13 protein-coding genes are annotated in these 21,690 nt (G+C 69.6%); 10 read left to right on the forward strand and 3 right to left on the reverse strand.

What is annotated here, in order from left to right; translation table 11 throughout:
- Window positions 1-40 precede the first annotated feature (40 nt).
- Complete coding sequence (locus OHB49_RS27865) at window positions 41-718, reverse strand: GAP family protein (RefSeq protein WP_329163819.1); 678 nt, start codon at window positions 716-718, stop codon at window positions 41-43.
- Window positions 719-1,250: 532 nt separating this feature from the next.
- Here OHB49_RS27865 and OHB49_RS27870 point away from each other — a divergent pair.
- The 9 genes from OHB49_RS27870 to OHB49_RS27910 all read left to right on the forward strand — a co-directional run bounded on the left by OHB49_RS27870 (window position 1,251) and on the right by OHB49_RS27910 (window position 14,437).
- A complete protein-coding gene (locus OHB49_RS27870; protein ID WP_329163820.1) occupies window positions 1,251-2,480 on the forward strand; it encodes a hypothetical protein in 1,230 nt (409 codons plus the stop codon).
- 123 nt (window positions 2,481-2,603) lie between these two features.
- Entirely contained in the window at window positions 2,604-3,386 is a 783-nt protein-coding gene (locus OHB49_RS27875) for a TIGR03936 family radical SAM-associated protein (protein ID WP_329163821.1), read from the forward strand.
- Window positions 3,387-3,618: 232 nt separating this feature from the next.
- Entirely contained in the window at window positions 3,619-7,647 is a 4,029-nt protein-coding gene (locus OHB49_RS27880) for an Rne/Rng family ribonuclease (RefSeq protein ID WP_329163822.1), read from the forward strand.
- Window positions 7,648-7,917: 270 nt separating this feature from the next.
- Entirely contained in the window at window positions 7,918-8,670 is a 753-nt protein-coding gene (locus tag OHB49_RS27885) for a phosphocholine cytidylyltransferase family protein (protein WP_329163823.1), read from the forward strand.
- A complete protein-coding gene (locus OHB49_RS27890; RefSeq protein WP_329163824.1) occupies window positions 8,658-9,719 on the forward strand; it encodes an iron-containing alcohol dehydrogenase family protein in 1,062 nt (353 codons plus the stop codon). Before OHB49_RS27885 ends, OHB49_RS27890 begins: the two co-directional genes overlap by 13 nt.
- Window positions 9,720-9,914: 195 nt before the next feature.
- On the forward strand, window positions 9,915-10,235 hold the full coding sequence (gene rplU, locus OHB49_RS27895; protein ID WP_030921216.1) for a 50S ribosomal protein L21: 321 nt from the start codon (window positions 9,915-9,917) through the stop codon (window positions 10,233-10,235).
- A gap of 14 nt (window positions 10,236-10,249) precedes the next feature.
- Window positions 10,250-10,507 carry a 50S ribosomal protein L27 gene (rpmA, locus tag OHB49_RS27900; RefSeq protein WP_028813462.1) on the forward strand — a complete coding sequence of 86 codons (258 nt, stop codon included), beginning with the start codon at window positions 10,250-10,252 and terminating at the stop codon, window positions 10,505-10,507.
- A 142-nt stretch (window positions 10,508-10,649) separates the two neighbouring features.
- Window positions 10,650-12,089, forward strand: a complete 1,440-nt coding sequence (gene obgE, locus OHB49_RS27905) for a GTPase ObgE (protein ID WP_030970117.1) — start codon at window positions 10,650-10,652, stop codon at window positions 12,087-12,089.
- 314 nt (window positions 12,090-12,403) lie between these two features.
- Entirely contained in the window at window positions 12,404-14,437 is a 2,034-nt protein-coding gene (locus tag OHB49_RS27910) for a glycosyltransferase family 4 protein (protein WP_329163825.1), read from the forward strand.
- Between the two features lie 106 nt (window positions 14,438-14,543).
- Here the strand turns inward: OHB49_RS27910 and OHB49_RS27915 are convergent, their stop codons facing one another.
- Both OHB49_RS27915 and OHB49_RS27920 read right to left on the reverse strand, forming a co-directional pair.
- On the reverse strand, window positions 14,544-18,119 hold the full coding sequence (locus OHB49_RS27915) for a bifunctional glycosyltransferase/CDP-glycerol:glycerophosphate glycerophosphotransferase (protein WP_329163826.1): 3,576 nt from the start codon (window positions 18,117-18,119) through the stop codon (window positions 14,544-14,546).
- Between the two features lie 22 nt (window positions 18,120-18,141).
- On the reverse strand, window positions 18,142-20,373 hold the full coding sequence (locus tag OHB49_RS27920; RefSeq protein ID WP_329163827.1) for a bifunctional glycosyltransferase/CDP-glycerol:glycerophosphate glycerophosphotransferase: 2,232 nt from the start codon (window positions 20,371-20,373) through the stop codon (window positions 18,142-18,144).
- 281 nt (window positions 20,374-20,654) lie between these two features.
- Here OHB49_RS27920 and galE point away from each other — a divergent pair, with 281 nt between their 5' ends.
- Window positions 20,655-21,626, forward strand: coding sequence for a UDP-glucose 4-epimerase GalE (galE, locus tag OHB49_RS27925; protein WP_329163828.1), 972 nt, complete (start codon window positions 20,655-20,657; stop codon window positions 21,624-21,626).
- The last annotated feature ends 64 nt before the right edge of the window (window positions 21,627-21,690 follow it).

Consider the following 21,690-nt stretch of genomic DNA (forward strand, 5'->3'; position numbering starts at 1 on the left):
GGCAAGTGATGACGAGGTGGCTGCCGCTCCGGCAGCCACCTCAAGAAGCGAGGACGCTCACGCCGTCCCCGACCAGCTTGAGCCCGAGAACCAGGAAGAGGACGGCCATCACCGCGACGTTGTGCAGGACGGCCCAGTCGCGCCAGTTGCCGAGCACGTTCTTCGCCCGTTCCCCCATGAGCAGGTAGACGCCCAGCGGTGCGAGCACGCCCAGCGACCCGATGAGGACGAACACGGCGAGTGTCGCGATCTGCTGCGGCACGGGGATTCCGGCAGAGCTGATCGAGGCACCTGCGGCAATGGTCAGGGGTGCGTTCTTGGCGTTGGCCGCTGACAGCGCCAGCCCCAGCGCGAGGATCTTGACCGGGGTGAAGCTGTCGATCGCGGCCATCCACTGCGGCAGTTGCGCTTGAGCGGCGTCGGTGGGGCGCCGACGCCACTGGCGGGCGCCGAACAGGACCAGCAACACGCCCAGAGCGAGCTTCAGTGCCCCTACCCAGGTGGCGGGGTGCTTGTCGGTGGACCCGCCACCGGAGCCCCCGACCACCAGCATGATCGCCCCCAGTACCGCCAGCCCCAGGATCCAGCCGATGGCCAGTAGCGGTCCGTTGAGACGGCCGCGCGGAGTGGCCAGGACCAGGATCATCGCGACGATGGGAAGCGGGCTGACCGCGACACCGGCCGCCAGGCCGAGCACATCGCCTACTGCGTGTCCCAAGGGGGCCTCCGCGAGGGTGGATCGGGCTGCCCGAGGCGGGCGAGTCACACGCCGGGGGAGATGTCACGTGAAGGGGTGTGTGTTCCACCCGTCCCTCTGCCCCTCTGCACATTGTCGGACGGCATCGGCTGCGCGGCGCGGTACGGGCGTCGAACGGGTGAGGGCTGAGGCCGGGGTGTCCGCAGGCCCTTCAGCCCGCGCCCCAAGTCCCGCCCGCGCCTGTCGTGATCCGAGGTGGGTGCGGCGGCAACCCTGAGCACCGGCGCGGCTTGTCGATCCGCCGCCGGGTACGGACGAGGTCAGATCCTCGCCAAGTCCCTTGCCTGCTCGATGAATTGCACAGCGCCCCCCGCCGGGCGCGCAGACCACATGGCCTCGCGGCCGGAATGGCCGAGCGGTTGCGGGTCCGTCGGTGAGTGGCCCCGACGGACACTCAGTCCCGGTGACACCGCACGTCACGGTTCGGGTGACAGCTCGATGACGAAGACCCGGCTGGGGAAACCCTGGGCCGGGTCTTCGCGTCCTGTCCGGCATGGACCAGGAGAAGCAGCTCCGCGCCAACGGCAACCATCAGGCGCCCGCGCACTACGAGTCCGGCGACGGCTGTCTGACCACGCTCATCAGGATTCCGGTACGGATCGTGGTGCTCGTGATCGTCCTGCCCGTACGGATGGTCTGGGACGCGCTCGTCGCCACCTCCCGCGCCGCCGACCGGATGCTGCTGCGCCCCGCGGGACGGGCGCTGGCGTGGCTGTGCCGGGTCCTCGTGGTGATCCCGCTGGTTTGGCTGTACGAGTCGGTCCTCACCCCGCTGGGGCATGGACTGCGCCGACTGGCCGCCGTGGTCGGCCGGAGCGTGCGGTGGCTGGGCGCGGCGGTCTTCGTGTGGCCGTGGGTGGCGCTGTGGCAGTACGTGGTCGTGCCCGTGGTCCGGTACGGCATCGTCGCGCCGGCCGTCCGGATCTACGTGTCGCTTCTCACCCCGCTCGGGCACGGACTGCGCCGGGTGTACCGCTCACTGCTCACCCCCGTCGGACGGGGCGTCGCCGCCGCGACGGTGTGGGTACTCACCGCTCTCTTCGTCCGGCCGGTGGTCGGCGCGTGGCGGTACCTGCTGGTGCCGCTCGCGCTCGCCCTCGACCGGCTCGTGAAGTACCTGATCGTCGCGCCGCTGGCCTGGGCGTACCGGGCACTTCTCACCCCGCTCGGCCACGGCATCGCGTGGCTGGCCGACGTGGTGGCGAGCGGCGTCGTCGCGGTGGGCCGGGGGCTGGGCACAGCCGTCGCCTGGCTGGTCATGACGGTGCTCGTCACCCCTGTGAGGTGGTTCTGGCAGCGGGTCCTCACCCCGGTCGGCCGGGAGGTCGCCGCCGCGATCGGTGTCGCCTGGCGCATTGCCGGGTATCTCTCGCGGGCCGTCGGCCGCGCTCTCGCCTGGCTGGCGTGGCACCTCATCGGCGCCCCGGTGGCCTGGACCTACCGCACCGTGTGCACGCCCGTCGGGCACTTCGTACGCGACATGGTCTGGGCCCCGGCCAGAAGTGCCGCCGCAGAGGCGGGACGCGCGGCCCGCGGCGCCCTGCGCACCGCACGCGAGACCGTGCGCCAGGCCCGCCGCGACGCATGGCGGGCACTGGTCGGCGGGGGCCCGGCCCCCGAGCCCCGGGAACCGGTGGCCCCCCTTGCGCGTACTCTGGGTAGTACAACGACTGTGCCCAGCGCGGCGCCCGAACCAGAGATCTCCCTGCGAAAGCAGGGGTGAGCCGGACCGGACACCCCCGGGCCACCCGTATTTCGAGGGCGGCGTGCCACCGCGTCCGCTCCGCACCGAGGAGAAGAACCACTGGGCAAGCGACAGCCCGAAGGCCCGCCGCCCGCACCGGCAGTGCAGCGCATCCGACTGCGCTACACGAAGCGCGGCCGCCTCCGGTTCACCAGCCACCGCGACTTCCAGCGCGCCTTCGAGCGGGCGCTGCGCCGCGCCGAGGTGCCCATGGCCTACTCGGCGGGCTTCACCCCGCATCCCAAGGTGTCGTACGCCAATGCCGCACCCACCGGCACGGGCAGCGAGGCCGAGTTCCTGGAGATCGCCCTCACCGAGGCGCGGGACCCCGACACGTTGCGCGACCTGCTCGACGCGTCGCTTCCGGACGGCCTCGACATCACCGACGCCGTGGAGGCCCGCACCTCGGGTCTCGCCGAGCGGCTGACTGCTTCCGTCTGGGAGATGCGGCTCGACGGGGTTCCGATCGAGGACGCCGAGAAGGCCGTCGCCGGTTTCCTCGGCGCCGAGAACGTCGAGGTCCAGCGCCGCACGAAGAACGGCATGCGGACCTTCGACGCCCGTGCCGCTGTCGCGGATCTGGAAGCCGTCGATCCTCAGGCTGATAGGCCGGGGGACAAGCCCTGTGCGATACTGCGGCTGGTTGTTCGGCACGTGACACCTGCCGTGCGACCTGACGACGTCCTGTCCGGTCTCCGCGTTGTGGCCGACCTGGCGCCGCCGGTCCCCGCAGCGGTGACCAGGCTGGCGCAGGGGCTCTTCGACGAGGAGTCCGGCACGGTGACCGACCCGCTCGCGCCCGACCGCGAGGCAGCCCCGACCGTGCTACCCACGGCCACCGGGACCGCCGTCGCGACGGCGCCGGAAGGTGCAGGTTCCGCGTAAGGCGGTCGTTGTAGCGCAGTCCTCGGACTCGGGAGCCACCTGGGTCGGGCAGCGCGCTGACCCATAAGACTTTCGCCAGGCCGTGCGTACATCGCGTACGGAACCGGCGAGCCAGACATTCAGCTCCCGTGCGGCGCCCGCGCCCCGGACGGCGGTACCGCGTTTCCCATGCGGACCGTGCCGGACCGGAATCAGGCGTGGCGCCCGGGAGCGTGACGGGAGAACCGCCCGCATGCTCGAACCGAACGAGCCCGGCACGACCGGGAACGCCGAAGAGAACAACACCCCCGGGGACAAGCTGCCTCCGCGCCGCAGGCGCCGTGCCGCTTCCCGGCCGGCCGGCCCGCCGTCGGGCGCCGCCGGCTCGGAGGCTGCAGCGCCGGCCATACCGGCCGTTGACGCCGCAGTGTCCGACACCACCGCCGTCGCCGCCGACGAGGCGGAGACCGCGCCGCCGGCGCGTACCCGTCGCCGGGCGGTCCGCAAGGCGACAGCCCCCGCGGGTGCGCCGGAGACCGCCGAGGTCGTGGAGACCCCCACGAGCGCTGCCTCCGCGGAGACCGCGGAGGCCACTCCGGCCGCAGAGACCCCTGAGGCCGCGGAGGCGCCGCGTGCGCGTCGCCGGGCGACCCGTAAGGCGACCGCTCCGGCTGGTGCGCCGAACGCCGAGAAGACCACCGAGGCCGCTGAGACCGAGACCGCCCCGGCCGCAGAGACCCCTGAGGCCGCGGAGGCGCCGCGTGCGCGTCGCCGGGCGTCCCGCAAGGCCACCGCTCCGGCAGGTGCTCCGGCGGCCGCCGAGGTCGTGGAGGTCGTCGAGCCCACCCCGGCCGTCGAGACCGAGGCGCCCGCGCAGCCCGCCGTCGCCGAGCCCGTCGTGGCCGAGGCGCCCCGCGGCCGTACCCGCCGCCGCGCATCCGCTCCGGCCGGTACGCCGCAGACCACGCCGGCCGACACCGGCGCCGCTGAGACCGTGGAGGCCGCACCGGCCGCCGAGGCCGCTGAGCCGGAGGCCCCGCGCGGCCGTCGCCGTGCGGTCCGTAAGGCGACCGCTCCGGCGGGTGCGCCGCAGGCCGCCGAGGCCGTTGCCCCTGTCGAGATCGTCACCGAGACCCCGGTCGAGGCGGCTGCCGCCGAGGAGCCGGCCGCCGAGCCGGAGGAGGCGGCCGAGAGCGCCGCGCCGCGTGGCCGTCAGCGCCGGCGGGCGACCGCCGCCGCGGGGAGGCCGGAGTTCACCGGAAAGGTCGAGGAGCCGGCCAGCAAGAGCCGTCGCGCGACGCGCCCGGCCGTGGCCGTCTTCCAGGCGCCGGTCTTCGCCGAGCCGATGTTCCAGACCCCGGAGACCGCCGCAGCCATGGCTGCGGCCGCCGGCACCCCCTCGCGCTACGACGAGGCCGAGGAAGAGATCGAGACGGTCGAGGAGACCGCCGCGACCGACGAGGCCGCTGCCGAGGCGGCCCCCGTCGCCGAGGCCGCGCCGCAGGGCGGCTCCCGTCGTCGTCGCCGCCGTCGCGGTGAGGCCGCCGAGACCGAGGCGGCCGCCGAGCGGACGCCCGCCCCCGCAGCCCCGGCCGAGGAGCCGGCCGAGGACGAGCACGAGCTGGAGGCCGACGGCGAGGCCGAGCACGAGGCCGAGCACGAGGGCGACGAGTCGGACGAGTACGGGGACCGGCCCTCGCGCCGTCGCCGTCGCGGTGGCCGTCGTCGTCGCCGCGGTGAGTCGACCGAGGCTGAAGAAGCCGCGGAGCAGCACGCCGACGAACACGCCGCCGACACGTCCGAGGACGAGCACGAGCGCGCTCACGAGGCCGACGAGGAGGAGGAAGAGGACCACGAGCTGTCCGCTTCCGGCTCCAGCAGCAGCCGTCGCCGGCGTCGTCGCCGTCGTCGCAGCGGTGACGCCTCGCCCGAGGCCGAAGCCGGTACGGACGACCCGGAGCGCACGGTCGTCAAGGTCCGTGAGCCCCGGAAGAAGGAAGCCGAGCGCGAGCCCGGCACCGGCTTCGACGAGGTCCAGTCCATCAAGGGCTCGACCCGCATGGAGGCGAAGAAGCAGCGCCGCCGCGAAGGCCGTGAGCAGGGCCGCCGTCGCGTCCCGATCATCACGGAGGCGGAGTTCCTGGCCCGCCGCGAGGCCGTCGAGCGCGTGATGGTCGTCCGTCAGAACGGCGAGCGCACCCAGATCGGCGTCCTCGAGGACAACGTGCTCGTCGAGCACTACGTCAACAAGGAGCAGGCCACCAGCTACGTCGGCAACGTCTACCTGGGCAAGGTGCAGAACGTACTGCCGTCCATGGAGGCTGCGTTCGTCGACATCGGCAAGGGCCGCAACGCCGTCCTGTACGCCGGTGAGGTCAACTTCGAGGCGCTGGGCATGGCCCATGGGCCGCGCCGGATCGAGACCGCGCTGAAGTCCGGCCAGTCCGTCCTCGTCCAGGTGACGAAGGACCCGATCGGCCACAAGGGCGCCCGCCTGACCAGCCAGGTCTCGCTGCCCGGCCGCTACCTGGTCTATGTGCCCGAGGGCTCGATGACCGGTATCAGCCGCAAGCTGCCCGACACGGAGCGCGCCCGGCTGAAGACCATCCTCAAGAAGATCGTCCCCGAGGACGCGGGCGTCATCGTGCGCACCGCCGCCGAGGGTGCGAGCGAGGACGAGCTGCGCCGCGATGTCGAGCGGCTGCAGCAGCAGTGGGAGGACATCCAGAAGAAGTCGAAGAGCAACGGCAGCGCCAACGCGCCGACGCTGCTCTACGGCGAGCCGGACATGACGGTCCGAGTCGTCCGCGACATCTTCAACGAGGACTTCTCGAAGGTCATCGTCAGCGGTGACGACGCGTGGGAGACCATCCACGGTTACGTCGCGCACGTTGCCCCCGACCTGACGGACCGTCTGTCGAGGTGGACCTCCGAGGTCGACATCTTCGCGACCTACCGGATCGACGAGCAGCTGATGAAGGCGCTGGACCGCAAGGTCTGGCTGCCCAGCGGCGGCTCGCTGGTGATCGACAAGACCGAGGCGATGGTCGTCGTCGACGTCAACACCGGCAAGTTCACCGGTCAGGGCGGCAACCTCGAGGAGACCGTCACCAGGAACAACCTGGAGGCGGCCGAGGAGATCGTGCGCCAGCTGCGGCTGCGCGACCTCGGTGGCATCGTCGTCATCGACTTCATCGACATGGTCCTGGAGTCCAACCGGGACCTGGTGCTGCGGCGTCTGCTGGAGTGCCTGGGTCGCGACCGTACGAAGCACCAGGTCGCCGAGGTCACCTCGCTGGGCCTGGTCCAGATGACCCGCAAGCGGGTGGGACAGGGTCTGCTGGAGTCCTTCTCCGAGACCTGTGTCCACTGCAACGGGCGCGGCGTGATCGTGCACATGGAGCAGCCGACCACGGTCGGTGGCGGCGGCAACGGCAAGCGTGCGAAGAAGCGCGGCCGCGGGGGCGCCGGTGAGCAGCCCGAGGCTCTCGTCGAGCACGAGCACGAGCACGAGCACGTAGAGGCCGAGGTGGAGACCGAGGCCGAGGTGGCTGCCGAGGTCGCCGCTCCGGTGGCGCTTCCCGAGCCGGAGTTCGTACCGGACGAGGAGCTGTACAGCAGCCCGGCCGAGGCCGAGGCGGCCGCTTCGCGCGGCCGTGGCCGTCGGCGCGCGACCCGCAAGGCATCGGCCCCGGCCGGCGCCCCGAGGACGGCGCCTGAGCCCACCCCGGTCGTGGAGCCGGAGCCGGTGACCGAGCCCGTGCCGGTCGTCGAGGCCCCGGTGGCCGAGGCTCCGCAGGGCCGTACGCGCCGTCGGGCGACCCGCAAGGCGACCGCTCCGGCGGGCTCGCCGGCCGCGGCCGAGCCGGTCGAGGCGCCGCTGCCCGTAGCGGACGTGGTTGCCGCCGAGGCCGTGGTCGTCGAGGCCCCGGTGGCCGAGGCCGCGCCCGAGGAAGCGGCCGCCCCGCCGCGTGCCCGGCGCCGGGTGACCCGCAAGGTCACCGCCCCCGCGGGCTCGCCCGCAGGTGCGGACGGTGCGGAGGTCGTCGTGGTGACGGGCTCCATCGAGTCCGAGGCCGAACCGGTCCCGGCCGACGCCACCGCGGTCGCCGCGGAGACCGCGGAGGCCGAGGCCCCGGCCAAGAAGACGGCCCGCAAGACCGCCAAGAAGGTCACCGCCAAGAAGGCAGCCACCAAGAAGACGGCTGCCAAGAAGACCGTCGCGAAGAAGACGACGGCCAAGAAGGCGGCGGCGAAGAAGACGGCGGCAGCGGAGCAGTAGTCGCCGCAGGGCATTCAGAGGTCGGGCCTGACCAAGGCCCGACCTCTGCAGCAGCCGACGCAACCGGACCGGCCCCGTACGAGTGGCCGGTCGGCATGCGTTCGGTGCACTGCCGCACCCGCCCCGGTCCACGGAGACTGCGCGGGACCGGACCCGGCCGGGGCGGCTTCGCTCAAGTGACCGAGGCAACTGTCCTCGGGCCGTCGTCGGACGCGCCGCGACCGGACAATGAACTCGTAGAGCACGACCCAGGAAGCAAGGAGAACCTTCATGATCGGCCTGATACTCGCAGCCGGTGCCGGACGGCGTCTGCGCCCGTACACCGACACCCTTCCGAAGGCCCTGGTGCCGGTGGGCCCCGAGGGCGACGAGGAAACCCTCACCGTCATCGATCTGACGCTGGGCAACTTCGCCGAGGTGGGGCTGACCGAGGTCGCGATCATCGTGGGCTACCGCAAGGAGGCCGTGTACGCCCGCAAGGAGGCTCTTGAGGCGAAGTACGGCGTCTCGATCACGCTGATCGACAACGACAAGGCCGAGGAGTGGAACAACGCGTACTCCCTCTGGTGCGGCCGCGACTCGATCAAGCACAGCGTGATCCTCGCCAACGGCGACACCGTTCACCCGGTCTCCGTCGAGAAGACGCTGCTGGCCGCCCGCGGTGACGGCAAGAGGATCATCCTCGCCCTCGACACGGTGAAGCAGCTCGCCGACGAGGAGATGAAGGTCGTCGTGGACGCCGAGAAGGGCGTCCAGCGGATCACCAAGCTGATGGACCCGGCGGACGCGACGGGCGAGTACATCGGCGTCACCCTCATCGAGGGCGAAGCGGCCGACGAGCTCGCGGACGCACTGCGGACGACCTTCGAGCGCGACCCGGACCTGTACTACGAGGACGGCTACCAGGAGCTCGTCAACCGCGACTTCAAGATCGACGTGGCGCCGATCGGCGACGTCCAGTGGGTCGAGATCGACAACCACGAGGACCTCGCCAAGGGCAGGAGGATCGCGTGCCAGTACTGACCCGCCTCATACCGGCGCCGATCGTCGTCGATATCCGCGCGGGTGCCCTGGCCGACCTCGCGAGCGTCCTCGCGGACCAGAGGATCTCCAGCTCGGGCAAGCTGGCGGTCGCGATCAGTGCAGGGTCCGGTCAGGCGCTGCGCGAGCGGCTGTCGGCGAGCCTGCCGAGCGCTTCCTGGTTCGAGGTCGGTGGCGGCTCCCTGGGGGACGCGATCAAGCTCGCCGAGGCCATGAAGTCCGGGCGTTACGACGCCGTGGTCGGCCTCGGCGGCGGCAAGATCATCGACTGTGCGAAGTTCGCCGCGGCGCGAGTCGGGCTGCCGCTGGTCGCGGTGGCGACGAACCTCTCCCACGACGGTCTCTGCTCGCCGGTCGCGACGTTGGACAACGACGCGGGCCGCGGTTCGTACGGTGTCCCGAACCCGATCGCGGTCCTGATCGACCTCGACATCATCCGCGAGGCCCCGGCCCGGTTCGTGCGCTCCGGGATCGGCGACGCGCTGTCCAACATCTCCGCGGTCGCGGACTGGGAGCTGGCCCATGAGGTCAAGGGCGAGGACATCGACGGCCTCGCTGCCGCGATGGCCCGCCAGGCCGGTGAGGCGGTGCTGCGCCACCCCGGCGGCATCGGGGACGACAGCTTCCTGCAGGTGCTGGCCGAAGGCCTGGTGATCACCGGTATCTCGATGTCGGTCGCGGGCGACAGCCGCCCCGCTTCCGGCGCGTGCCACGAGATCAACCACGCCTTCGATCTCCTTTTCCCGCAGCGTGCCGCCAGCCACGGCGAGCAGTGCGGTCTGGGTGCGGCGTTCGCCATGCATCTGCGCGGTGCCCGCGAGGAGTCCGTACAGATGGCCCGGACGCTGCGGAGCCACGGCCTGCCCGTGCTGGCCGAGGAGATCGGCTTCACTGCGGACGAGTTCGTCTCGGTGGTCGAATTCGCTCCCCAGACCAGGCCCGGGCGCTACACGATCCTGGAACACCTGAACCTGTCCGTGGACGGGATCCGGGATGCCTACGCCGAGTACGTGAAGGCTGTCGAGGCCTGAATCAGGGGCCCGGTTTGACCGGCTGTCCAAGGCCCCGTAGCCTTGACCGTCGGCGTTTGTTCGCCACACCTCTGAGCACTGACCTCCCGCTCGTACGGGAGAGGCCGCTCGTCCAATCCGGATCGTCGCGGGTCTTCGGACCCGTGTGAGCGGCTGGCATCAGGGGTTTCCGTTCCGAGCGAGAGTGAGATCCGCGTGTACGCCATCGTGCGCAGCGGTGGCCGCCAGCACAAGGTTGCTGTCGGTGACATCGTTGAGGTTGACAAGATTTCCACTGCCCAGGTTGGTGACACGGTCGAGCTCTCGACCCTGCTCGTGGTCGACGGCGACGCCGTGACCAGCGACCCGTGGGTGCTGGCCGGGATCAAGGTCCAGGCCGAGGTCGTGGACCACCACAAGGGCGCGAAGATCGACATCCTTCGCTACAAGAACAAGACCGGCTACCGCCGTCGCCAGGGTCACCGTCAGCAGTACACGGCGATCAAGGTCACCGGTATCCCCGCGGCTGCGAAGTAAGGGACTGAGAAAAGATGGCACACAAGAAGGGCGCATCGTCCACCCGGAACGGGCGCGATTCCAACGCTCAGCGGCTCGGCGTCAAGCGCTTCGGCGGCCAGGCCGTCAACGCCGGTGAGATCCTGGTCCGCCAGCGTGGCACCCACTTCCACCCGGGCACGGGCGTCGGCCGTGGCGGCGACGACACGCTGTTCGCGCTCGCCGCTGGTGCGGTCGAGTTCGGCACCCACCGTGGCCGCAAGGTCGTGAACATCGTTCCGATCGCCGAGTAATTTCGGCGCTCGTCGAGCGGTTTCTGCGGAGGCGGACCTCACTTCCCGTATGGGAAGCGGGTCCGCCTTTCGCGTGTTTCTCCTAGGAGAGACAGCATGAGCTTGAAACATTTCTGCATGTATGTAACTGGAGGTTTCCACCATGACCACCTTCGTGGACCGCGTCGAGCTGCATGTCGCCGCGGGTAACGGAGGCCACGGCTGTGCCTCCGTTCACCGTGAGAAGTTCAAGCCGCTCGGCGGCCCGGACGGCGGCAACGGCGGCCGTGGCGGCGATGTGACCCTGGTCGTCGACCAGGACATCACCACACTCCTCGACTACCACCACAGTCCGCACCGCAAGGCCACCAACGGCCAGCCCGGCGCGGGCGACCACCGCACCGGCAAGGAGGGCCAGGACCTCGTCCTGCCGGTCCCCGACGGCACGGTCGTGCTCGACAGGAACGGCAACGTGCTGGCCGACCTGGTCGGTCAGGGCACCACGTTCGTGGCCGGCCAGGGCGGCCGCGGCGGCCTCGGCAACGCGGCACTCGCCTCCGCCCGCCGCAAGGCCCCCGGCTTCGCGCTGCTCGGCGAGCCGGGCGAAGCCCGGGACATCGTCCTGGAGCTCAAGACCGTCGCCGACGTGGCTCTGGTGGGCTACCCGAGTGCCGGCAAGTCCTCGCTGATCTCGGTCCTGTCCGCGGCCAAGCCGAAGATCGCCGACTACCCGTTCACCACGCTCGTCCCGAACCTGGGCGTGGTCACGGCGGGCAGCACCGTCTACACCATCGCCGACGTGCCGGGCCTGATCCCGGGTGCCAGCCAGGGCAGGGGCCTCGGCCTGGAGTTCCTGCGGCACGTCGAGCGCTGCTCGGTCCTCGTACACGTGCTGGACACGGCGACGCTGGAGTCCGACCGCGACCCGGTCTCCGACCTCGACATGATCGAGGAGGAGCTGAAGCAGTACGGCGGTCTGGACGACCGGCCCCGCATCGTCGTCCTCAACAAGATCGACATCCCGGACGGCCAGGACCTCGCCGACTTGATCCGACCGGAACTGGAGGAGCGCGGTTACCGCGTCTTCGAGGTGTCCGCCGTCGCCCGTACCGGCCTCAAGGAACTCTCCTACGCGCTCGCCGGTGTGATCGCCGAGGCGCGTGCCGCCAAGCCCGTGGAGGAGGCGACCCGCATCGTCATCCGCCCGAAGGCCGTGGACGACGCGGGCTTCACCGTCACGCTGGAGGAGGACGGCATCTACCGGGTGCGCGGCGAGAAGCCGGAGCGCTGGGTGCGGCAGACCGACTTCAACAACGACGAGGCCGTCGGCTATCTGGCGGACCGGCTCAACCGTCTCGGTGTCGAGGACGAGCTGATGAAGGCCGGCGCCCGGGCGGGCGACGGTGTGGCCATCGGCGCCGAGGACAACGCGGTCGTCTTCGACTGGGAGCCGACCGTGGCGGCGGGTGCGGAGATGCTCGGGCGCCGTGGCGAGGACCACCGTCTCGAAGCGCCGCGTCCGGCCGCTCAGCGCCGTCGCGACCGCGAGTCGGAGCGGGACGAAGCCAGCAAGGAATACCAGGAGTTCGACCCGTTCGCGTAGCGCGGGATGCCGAGGGGCCTGTCCCCGGACCAGGGAAATCCCTGGTCCGGGGACAGGCCCCTCTGTCGTTCCGGGAGCTTTCCGACCGGGTTCCGGCTTGAATCCATACCGGGTCGTGGCAAATAGAGCGTTTTGTCCAAAGAATGGATAAACTTTCGCCCGGTGTGCAGCCTTTTAGAGCTTCTGCGTGTCTACCTCGATGCGAGGACAGAGGCCTGCCCTCGCGCCGACTGAGGGGGTAGGGGGCGCGTGATGACAGTCGCGCGAGGCTGCCCGGGGATTGCTGCGAGCTGCGGCCCGGCCGAAAGACGCTGTTGAAGATTTCATTCCTGGTACGCGACCTGTGCCATATGGGCGGGGTGGTCAGCGCGACGCAGAACCTTGCGGGCGCGCTCGCCTCCCGGCACGAGGTGGAGATCGTCGCCCTGCGCAAGGTGCGGGACACGTCGTACTTCCCGCTCGACCCGCGGGTGTCTGTGCGTGTCCTCACCGACCTGCGGGGGCATTCCCCCGCCTCCGACCTGGAGCACCCGTTGATCGAGGCCTTCCCGAAGGTCTACCCGGTCGACCCGGCAGAGAAGAAGCCGGTGGTCAGCAGACTGGCCGAGCTGCGGCTGCTGGAATTCCTCGCGACCACCGACTCCGACGTCGTGGTGAGCTCCAGCCCGCGGAACACGATCATGCTCTCGTACGCCGAGGGCGACTACCTGCGGGTCACGCAGGAGCACTCGATGCCCTCGATCTACGCGAAGTACTACCAGGGCCGGCTGTTCAAGGCGTACCACTCGCTGGACGCGCTCACCGCTCCCACGCCCGAAGAGGCCGAGAGCATCGGCAAGCAGGTGCCCGGCGTCCGTAACCGGCTGGCCGTCATGCCGAACTGCGTGCCTGCCGCCCCGGTGCAGTCCAAGAGCACCAACAAGGTCATCATCGCGGCGGGTCTCCTCAAGGAGAACAAGAACTTCGCGGCGGTCGTCGAAGCCTTCGCCACCGTCGTACGCAAGCATCCCGACTGGCGGCTGCGCATCTACGGCGAGGGCACGGAGAAGGCCGGTCTGCGCAAGCAGATCGAGAACCTCGGCCTGCACAACACCGTGGCGCTGATGGGACCGGTCGCCCCGGTCGCCCCCGAATTCAGCAAGGGTTCGATCTTCGTGCTCCCGTCCAAGCGGGAGGCGTTCGGCAATGTGATCGTCGAGGCGCTGGCCGCCGGTCTGCCCGTGGTCAGCACCGACGCCGACCACGGACCGCGCAACATCATCACCCACGGCGAGGACGGTTTCATCGTCCCGTGCGGCAACACCGACGCCATGGCCGAGGCCGTCCTCCAACTGGTCGAGAACGACGAGCGCCGCAAACGGATGGGTGAGGCCGCGGTACGCAATGCCGTGCGCTTCCACGAGCCCGCGAGCTGCGAGCGCTTCGAGGCGATCCTGAACGACGCGTTCGCCCGCCGGGCACTGCTGACGACGGCCAGCGCCCAGGTGGACCCGGAGGGCTCGGTCCGGATCGAGGTCGGCGCGCTGCCCCCGGAGGCGCACGGCGCCGAGATCGCCTGCCGCCTGGTCGGCAGGCAGGACCAGGAGGAGCGGTTCGCGATCGACGCCGGAGGCACCGCGGTGGTGCCGTGGCGCGGCGGACTGTCCGAGGGGACCTGGGAGCTGTCGGTACGCACCCCCGCGGGCAACGAGGTGCCGCTGACGGTGGACGGTTACGGCTGCGACTTACGTGATGTGTTCAATGTGCGGTTGCCCCGGGAGGACGGCGCCCCGGCCCTGGAGTTGCTGCTGCCGCACCGGGGCGAGATGGACCGCCTCCGGATCCGCAGCGTGGTGCGCGACGCCCATGTGGAGATCGACGCGCTGGTGGTCAGCACCGAGACCATCGAGGTGGAAGCGGCAGGCTGGGGTGTGGAGTTGGGCCGGGGTGCGGTCCTGGAGGCCGTGCAACGCAAGGACAAGGAACGGGTGCTGACCTTCCCGGTGGCGGCCGTGGAGGGCCGCCGGATCACCGCCCGGGTCGACTGCGCCGCGCTGGTGCGTGCGCACGAGGGACCAGAGCTGATCTGGGACATGTGGCTGCGGCCCGCGGAGGAAGCGGACCGGGTCCAGGTCGGCAAGCTGGCCACCGACGTCCTGGAACCGATCGGGGTGTTCACCTTCCCCCGTCCGGTGGTCCGGGTGCTGCCCGAGCCCAGCAGGACAGTGCTGGCCAAGGTGGCGCGCCGGGTGACCAGGGTGCTGAACGGCGGCAAGCCCGTACCGTCTCCGGTCACCAGGATCGAGATCAGGCCGTACTTCACGGCCCGGTCGCAGCTCGCCTTCAAGACGGTGGACGTACAGCCGTAGGACGGCACCGGCAGGGGACTGAAGGGCGGGCCCGCGGAGAAGATCTCCGCGGGCCCGCCCTTCTGGGTGTGGATCAGGCTGGATCAGCATGATCCGGACGAGAGGCCTAGTTCCCGTCGGAGAGCTCCGCGGTCTGCTCCAGCATGCGGTCCACGACCCGCTGCGAGGCCCGGCCGTCGTCCAGGTCGCAGAACAGGTGGTGGAAGCGGTCGAAGCGCTCGCGGTACTCGGGCCAGACGCTGTCGATGTTCCGGATGGAATCGATCAGTTCACCGGAGGTGCGGATCAGCGGGCCGGGGGAGTCCTCCTCGAAGTCGAAGTAGAACCCGCGCAGGGTGTCGCGGTAGTGCTCCAGGTCGTATGTGAAGAAGAGCATCGGCCGCTTGAGGTGGGCGTAGTCGAACATCACGGACGAGTAGTCGGTGATCATGATGTCGGAGGCCAGATACAGATCGGCGATGTCCGGGTACTCGGAGACGTCCCAGACGAAGCCGTTCCCGGCCCCCGGCACGGCGTCGACCACGTTGGAGTGGCGGCGGATCAGCAGCACGTGGTCGTCCCCGAGCCGACGGCGCGCGTCCTCCAGGTCCAGCCGCAGGTCGAACAGGTACTGGCCGGCGCTGTGTGACTGGTCGTCGCGCCAGGTCGGCGCGTAGAGGACGACCTTCTTCCCGGCGGGCAGACCGAGCTTCGCCTTGACCTGCTCGACGATCTTCTCCTGGTCGGGGGAGTAGAGGTAGTCGTTGCGCGGGTAGCCGGCCTCGAAGATCTCGCCGTCGTACGAGAAGGCGCGCTTCAGGATGGGCGTGCTGAACCGGTTGGACGAGACGAGCAGGCTCCAGTTGTTCGCCTCGAGCGCCAGCCGGTTCTGGTACTCGCGGTCGAAGTACAGCGTCTCGATGTCATGGCCGATCTTCTTCAGCATCGTGCCGTGCCAGGTCTGCACGATCACCTGGCCGGGGCGGCGCACCAGCCACTCGGGCAGGTGCCCGTTCGTGACGATGTACCGGGACCTGGACAGGGCCTCGAACCACTCGCGGCCCCACATGCGGACCTTCTCCGTGGCCGGCGGCAGGACGACCTGCCCGTCCCGGACAGCCCACAGGTGCTTGAGGTCACTGCCGCGGCGCAGCAGCTCCTCGTGGATGGCACGGGGGCTGTCGGAGTATTGCTTGCCGTTGTAGCTCAGGTAGAAGACCTGGTCGAGCAGCGGCTGCTCGCGGCCGGGCTCGTACACCTCGCGGCGCATCTGCAGCTGCCGGTACGGGCCGAGCTCCATGTCGCTCAGCTCGGAACGGCAGTTGAGCTGCGGGAAGTCGCCCCAACGGTGCTCGAACCAGTAGCGGCGGCCGCCCATTTCGGTGTGCAGCGGGAACTGGGAGGTGGCGAGCCGGTCGATGACGAAGGCCGCGTCCGGGACGTCCTCCTCCCCCGACCGCAGGAAGAGGTTCCACCGTCCCGCCTTGAGCGGAACCTGGCCGGAGCCGCCCATGACCGACGGGTCGAAGGAGGTGGTGAAGGTCCCGTCCGCGGCCCATTCGACGGCCGCCACCCGCTCGTCGAAGCGGCTGCGGGCCTTGAGGACCAGCTCGGCGCCGACGAGCCGAGGGCTCGTGCGGCCGCTGACGACGATCCGGCCGTCGCGCTCGGAGATGTCGGTGATCACGGCGCGCCGCGCCCGGCCGATGATCTTCAGATAGCCGTTGTGGCCCGAGACCAGGGCCAGCTCCTGATGGGTGCCCTCCTCGCCGAAGCTCTCCGGCAGGTCGAGGCGGAGGTCGGCCAGGCCCTCCTGGACGACGCTGCTGAACTGGCGCTCCGTGCCGTCGGAAGCCGTGGCGAGCAGGGCCGTGCTCCACAGCCGGCGCTCGGGCTGGGCCTTGTCGTCCACCGCTTCGGCGGCGAGCAGGGCCACCTCGGCGACGGGTACGCGTACGCGGAACGTGGAGGTGTCGCCGGTCCGCTCCACAGTCGCCGGGAACTTCTTGATCTCACCGCTCTTGGGGTTGGCCAGCCGCAGGTCGAGCGTCTCGCCCTGCTTCAGCGTGACCCGAAGCTCACCCCGGATCTCCAGCTGGTCGCCGTCCAGCCGGCGGTCGGTGACGAGGGCGAGGACCTTCTCGATGCGGAGCTTGAGCGCGCTGCGCTCGACGCTGGGCAGCAGCCGGAAGTCCTTGTCGAGCCACTGGTAGGGCGGGAAGTTGGCCGCCGACCCGCCGCGCGCCCACACACCGCTGCGCCGCACCAGGCCCGAGGAGTAGACGTTGATGCCGACGTGCCACAGACCCTCCTGCCAGGCGCCGCCCTTGCGGAACTTGGCGGGGTCGAGTTCGAGCTCCCAGCCGGCCCAGTCGTAGTTGTAGCGCTTCTGGCCGGAGCTGGTGGTGGCCTCGGGACGGTGGACGTTCCTCGCGGGCAGGAACAGCCGGCGCCGCGAGTTGTCCCGCTTGAGCTGGACGACCTTGATGCTGCTGCGCTTCGTCGACATGTCGATCTTGTCGATCCAGGCGTCGCCGGACAGCACCAGCCGGCCGTTCCTCCACTCGACCGAGCGCAGCGGTGCGCGCAGGTCCAGGTCCCGGTCGATGCGCAGCGCGGCCTTGGGCAGCTCGACGGAGCTCGACTCCAGCGGTGCGAAGCTCGCGTACTTGCGGAAGCCGCCGGAGACCTCGACGGGCTCCTTGCGGCGCTGCGAGGCCAGCAGCGCGATCAGCTCGGGCATGGCGTGCTTGCGCACGAGCAGCCACTGCACCCGCAGGTCCGCAGGCAGGGCCATGACGATCTGCGGGTCGATCGTGTCGAGGTAGCGGTTGGCGGCCTCGAGGAACGCCTCGTGGAACTCCGCGGTCGCGTCGGGCAGCACCCGCAGGAACAGCCGCAGGTCGTCACGGAGTACGCGGTCGTCGTACTGCCGCTTGTACTCGGCGAACTCGGGGCCCTGCTGCTGGGAGAGGAAATCGCTGACCAGGCTCACCGCGGTGACCCGGTCCCTGATCGCCTGGGGCTCCCGGCGGCGCTGGGTGATCGACGGGGCGGACTCGCCCTCGCGCAGCCGCCAGAAATACGTCGGCTCACCGATGATGTCGACGGCTTCGGCCCGGTAGTGGGCAGGGAGGACGACGGGGATGTCCTCGTGCAGGATGCCCTCGGGGAAGGCGAACCCGTGCTTCTCCCAGAAGGTGCGCCGGAACACCTTGTTGCAGGCGATGCGGTCGGCGACGAGCTTGGGGTTCTTCGAGATGTGCGTCCGCTTGCGGGCCTCGCCCGCCAGCATCTTGAGCAGCGGCACCTGCCAGGACTTCTCGCCCTTGAGGTGGAAGACGTTCCCGGTGGCGAAGTCGGAGCCGCTTTCGTCGAGGCTCGCGGTCATCAGCCGGTAGGCGTCCGGCGGGATGATGTCGTCGCTGTCGACGAAGGTCAGGAACTCCGCGTCGGGCGATATGTGTGAGATGCCCGTGTTGCGGGCCGCGCCGAGGCCACCGTTCTCCTTGCGTATGAGAGTGAACCGCGAATCGCGGGCCGCGTATTCGGCGGCTATCGCCGCGGAGCCGTCCGGGGATCCGTCGTCCACCATCAGGACTTCGATCTCACGCAGCGTCTGCGACGCCAGCGAGTCGAGGCAGGCCGGGAGATAGCGCTCCACGTTGTAGATGGGAACGATGACACTGAGCCGAGGGGCCATGTCTTTCAGAATTCCTTTCGGGTCAGACCCGCTCGACCGGTTCGAGCGCCTGAGCTGGGGAGGGTGCCGGCTTGCGTTCGGCAAGCGGTACGACGGGAAGGAGGCTCTCCTCGCCCAGGAAGACTTTGCGGACGACGCGCTCCGCCGCGTGACCGTCGTCGTAGTCGCAGTATCGTTCGCGGAACTCGCTGCGGAAGGCGGCGGACTTCTCGCTCCGCCACTCGCCGGATCCGAGGATCTCGGTGAGCTGTGCCTGACTGGTCGCAACGGCGCCGGGAGGCTCGGTCATCAGGTCGAAGTACGTACCCCGGACCGCCTTGTAGGTGTCCCAGTCGTCGGCGAAGATCACGATCGGCCGATCAAGATTCGCATAGTCGAACATTGCTGACGAGTAGTCGGTGATCAGGGCGTCCGAGGCGAGGTAGAGGTCCTCGACACGCTGGTGTGCCGACACATCGATGATGCGGCCGCTGGTCTGGAGCTCGGCCATCCGCCCGTTCGGCTTGTAGAAGTAGTGACCGCGCACCAGAAGGGTGACGTCCTCGCCCAGTTCATCGGCCAGCCGTGGAAGGTCGAGCCGCGGGGTGAAGTCCTTCTGGTACTCGCGGTGGGTCGGCATGTAGAGGAAGACGCTGGAGCCGTCCTTCAGTCCGAGCTCCCGGCGAACCCTTGCCACGTCCGCGGCAGTTGAGTTGATCAGGACGTCGTTGCGCGGGTAGCCGGTCTCCAGGGAGGTGTAGCGGCACGGGTACACCCGCTCCCACACAGTGGTCGAGAACCGGTTGGAGGAGAGACTGTAGTCCCAGCGGTCACAGCGTTTGAGCAGGTCCTCGAAGTCCATGCTGGTGGAAGCCGGGAAGTTCATCTGGTCGAGCCCCATGGTCTTCAACGGGGTGCCGTGATGGGTCTGCAGATGGATCTGGCCCTCGCGCTTGACCACCGCGTTGGCGAAGTTCACGTTGTTGACCAGGTACTTGGCGCGGGCCACCGCCGTCCAGTACGAACGGGAGCCCACGACCGCCACCTCGACGCCCTTGGGCACCCGGTCGACCTGGTCGGCCCTGACCGCCCACACCCGGCGGATGTGCGGGGCCAGGCGGGCCAGTTCGGCGTCGATGGCCGCGGGGTTGCAGGAGTAGCCGCGGCTCCAGTAGGCGGAGAACACCGCCAGGTTGTCGTCCAGTCCCATCCTCAGCTGGGACTGGTAGAACATCCCCATGGCGGCGCGCTTGGCACGGATGACGCGTTCGCGACTGCGAAGGCTGGACCGGTTGCGCAGCCGACGGGCCCGGGTGGCGGCGGCCAGCGCCGGATAGGAGCCCATGCCGAGCAGCGCGTACTTGTAGCCACGTACGCCCGGGGGGCGTACGAAGCCGTCCGGCAGCCTGCGTCTGTACTCCGCGGATGCCCGCCGGAAGAACTCGGACCGTGCGTTGCGCGGCAGCCGGCCCGGCTTTTCCATGATGGTCAGATAGTGGTCGGCCATCTTCCGGAAGACCGCCGTGCGCCAGTGGTCGAGCTCGGGGTGGTTGTCCAGATAGGCGAAGACGCGGTCGTACTGGTCGAAGACGTCGAAGTGCTTGCGGCTGACGGTACGGAGGATGTTGCCGCCCTCACGTCGCTGCCGGTAGAAGACGCACGTGCGGTCGAGCACCGCAAGGCGGTCCGCAGCTATCAGGGTGGAGTACGTCCAGGGGGCGTCCTCGTAATAACCGGGCGGGAACTGGAAGCCGTGCCGGGTGATGAAGTCGCGACGGTATGCCTTGTTCCATACGATCTGCAGCAGGTCCAGCAGCTCGGGCCGGTCCGCCAACGAGAAGACCGCGGGGCCGGTCTCGGCGAGCAGGTCGGCGCGCTGGTTCGGCAGGCGTCGGCCGTCCCAGTAGGTGCGCGTGTAGTCGAAGAGCAGGACGTCGGGATCGTCCGTCGTGTCGAGCCGCCGGGCGATGGCACTGAGGGAGCCGGGCGCAAGGGTGTCGTCGCTGTCCAGGAACAGCAGATAGTCGCCGGTCGCCTGTTCGATGCCGACGTTGCGGGCGCGGCCCAGGCCCACATTCTCACCGAGGTGCAGGACGCGCACACGGGTGTCGCGACGGGCGAACTCGTCCATGATCTCGCCGGAACCGTCCGGCGAGCAGTCGTCGACGGCGACGATCTCGAAGTCGGTGAAGTCCTGCTGCAGTACGGAGTCGATGCACTCCCGGATGTATCCCTGCACGTTGTAGGCAGGAACGATGAGTGTCAGTCGAGGCATCCTTCACCAGTCCAGAGAGCTGTCGAGGGTCCGTGTGGGCACCGATTCATACCGGTCGACCGACAGGGCGGCGCCGAAGTACCCGGACAGAGTAATTGATCGTCATTGGCTCGCTGTCGCACCGCGTTGGCCCGGACTTCACCCGGAGGTGTCTGTCCTGGCACCTCCTCCGCAAGGGAGCATATTGAACGATAGTGCTGATTGGCCCTATTTGCTCGACTCCACTTTTCCCACACGTAGAGTGAAGCCGACGGTAAGACCTCGTACAGGGAGACGCGCAAATGGCCTGGATGGTTACAGGTGGGGCGGGATATATCGGTGCACATGTCGTGCGTGCGATGGTCGCGGGCGGTCAGTCGGTGGTCGTCTACGACGACCTGTCGACGGGAAGCGCCGAGAAGGTTCCCGCAGGGGTTCCCCTGGTGATCGGCAGCGTGCTCGACCGGCAGCGGCTCGACGCGGCGATCCGTGACCACGGTGTGACAGGCGTGGTGCACGTCGCAGCGAAGAAGCAGGTCGGTGAGTCCGTCGAGCGGCCGCTCCACTACTACCGGGAGAACGTGACCGGGCTGGAGACACTCCTGGAGAGCATGGTCGCGTCGGGTGTCGACCGGCTGGTGTTCTCCTCGTCGGCCGCCGTCTACGGCATGCCGGATGTGGATCTGGTCACGGAGGACACTCCGTGTCTGCCGATGAGCCCGTACGGCGAGACGAAGCTCGTCGGTGAATGGCTGATCCATGCAGCCGCTCGGGCCCACGGACTGCGCTGCGCGTCGCTCCGTTACTTCAATGTCGCCGGTGCCGCCTCACCCGAGCTCGCCGACGCCGGGGTGTTCAATCTCATCCCGATGGTCTTCGAGCGGCTGGCGGCCGGTGAGGGACCGAGGATCTTCGGCGACGACTACGAGACGCCCGACGGCACATGCATCCGTGACTACATCCACGTGGAGGACATAGCCTCCGCGCATCTTGCCGCCGTGCGCAGGCTCGACGAGGCCGAGAGCGGTACCGACCTCACGCTCAATATCGGCCGTGGTGAGGGCAGTTCCGTGAACGAGATGGTCGACCGGATCCTCAAGGTGACCGGCCGCGGCGACCTCACCCCTGAGGTGACGGCCCGCCGTCCCGGTGACCCGGCGCGCGTGGTCGCCGGGGCCGACCGGATCCGGACGGAGCTGGGCTGGTCGGCCACATACGGAGTGGACGAGATGATCGACTCCGCGTGGCAGGGCTGGCTCCACCACCACCCGTGACGAAGAGCAACGGCGAAGGGGCCCGCATACCTGCGGGCCCCTTCGCCGTTGTTCCGGTGCGCCG

Origin of the sequence: Streptomyces sp. NBC_01717 (assembly GCF_036248255.1) — a bacterium.
Classification (GTDB): Bacteria; Actinomycetota; Actinomycetes; order Streptomycetales; family Streptomycetaceae; genus Streptomyces.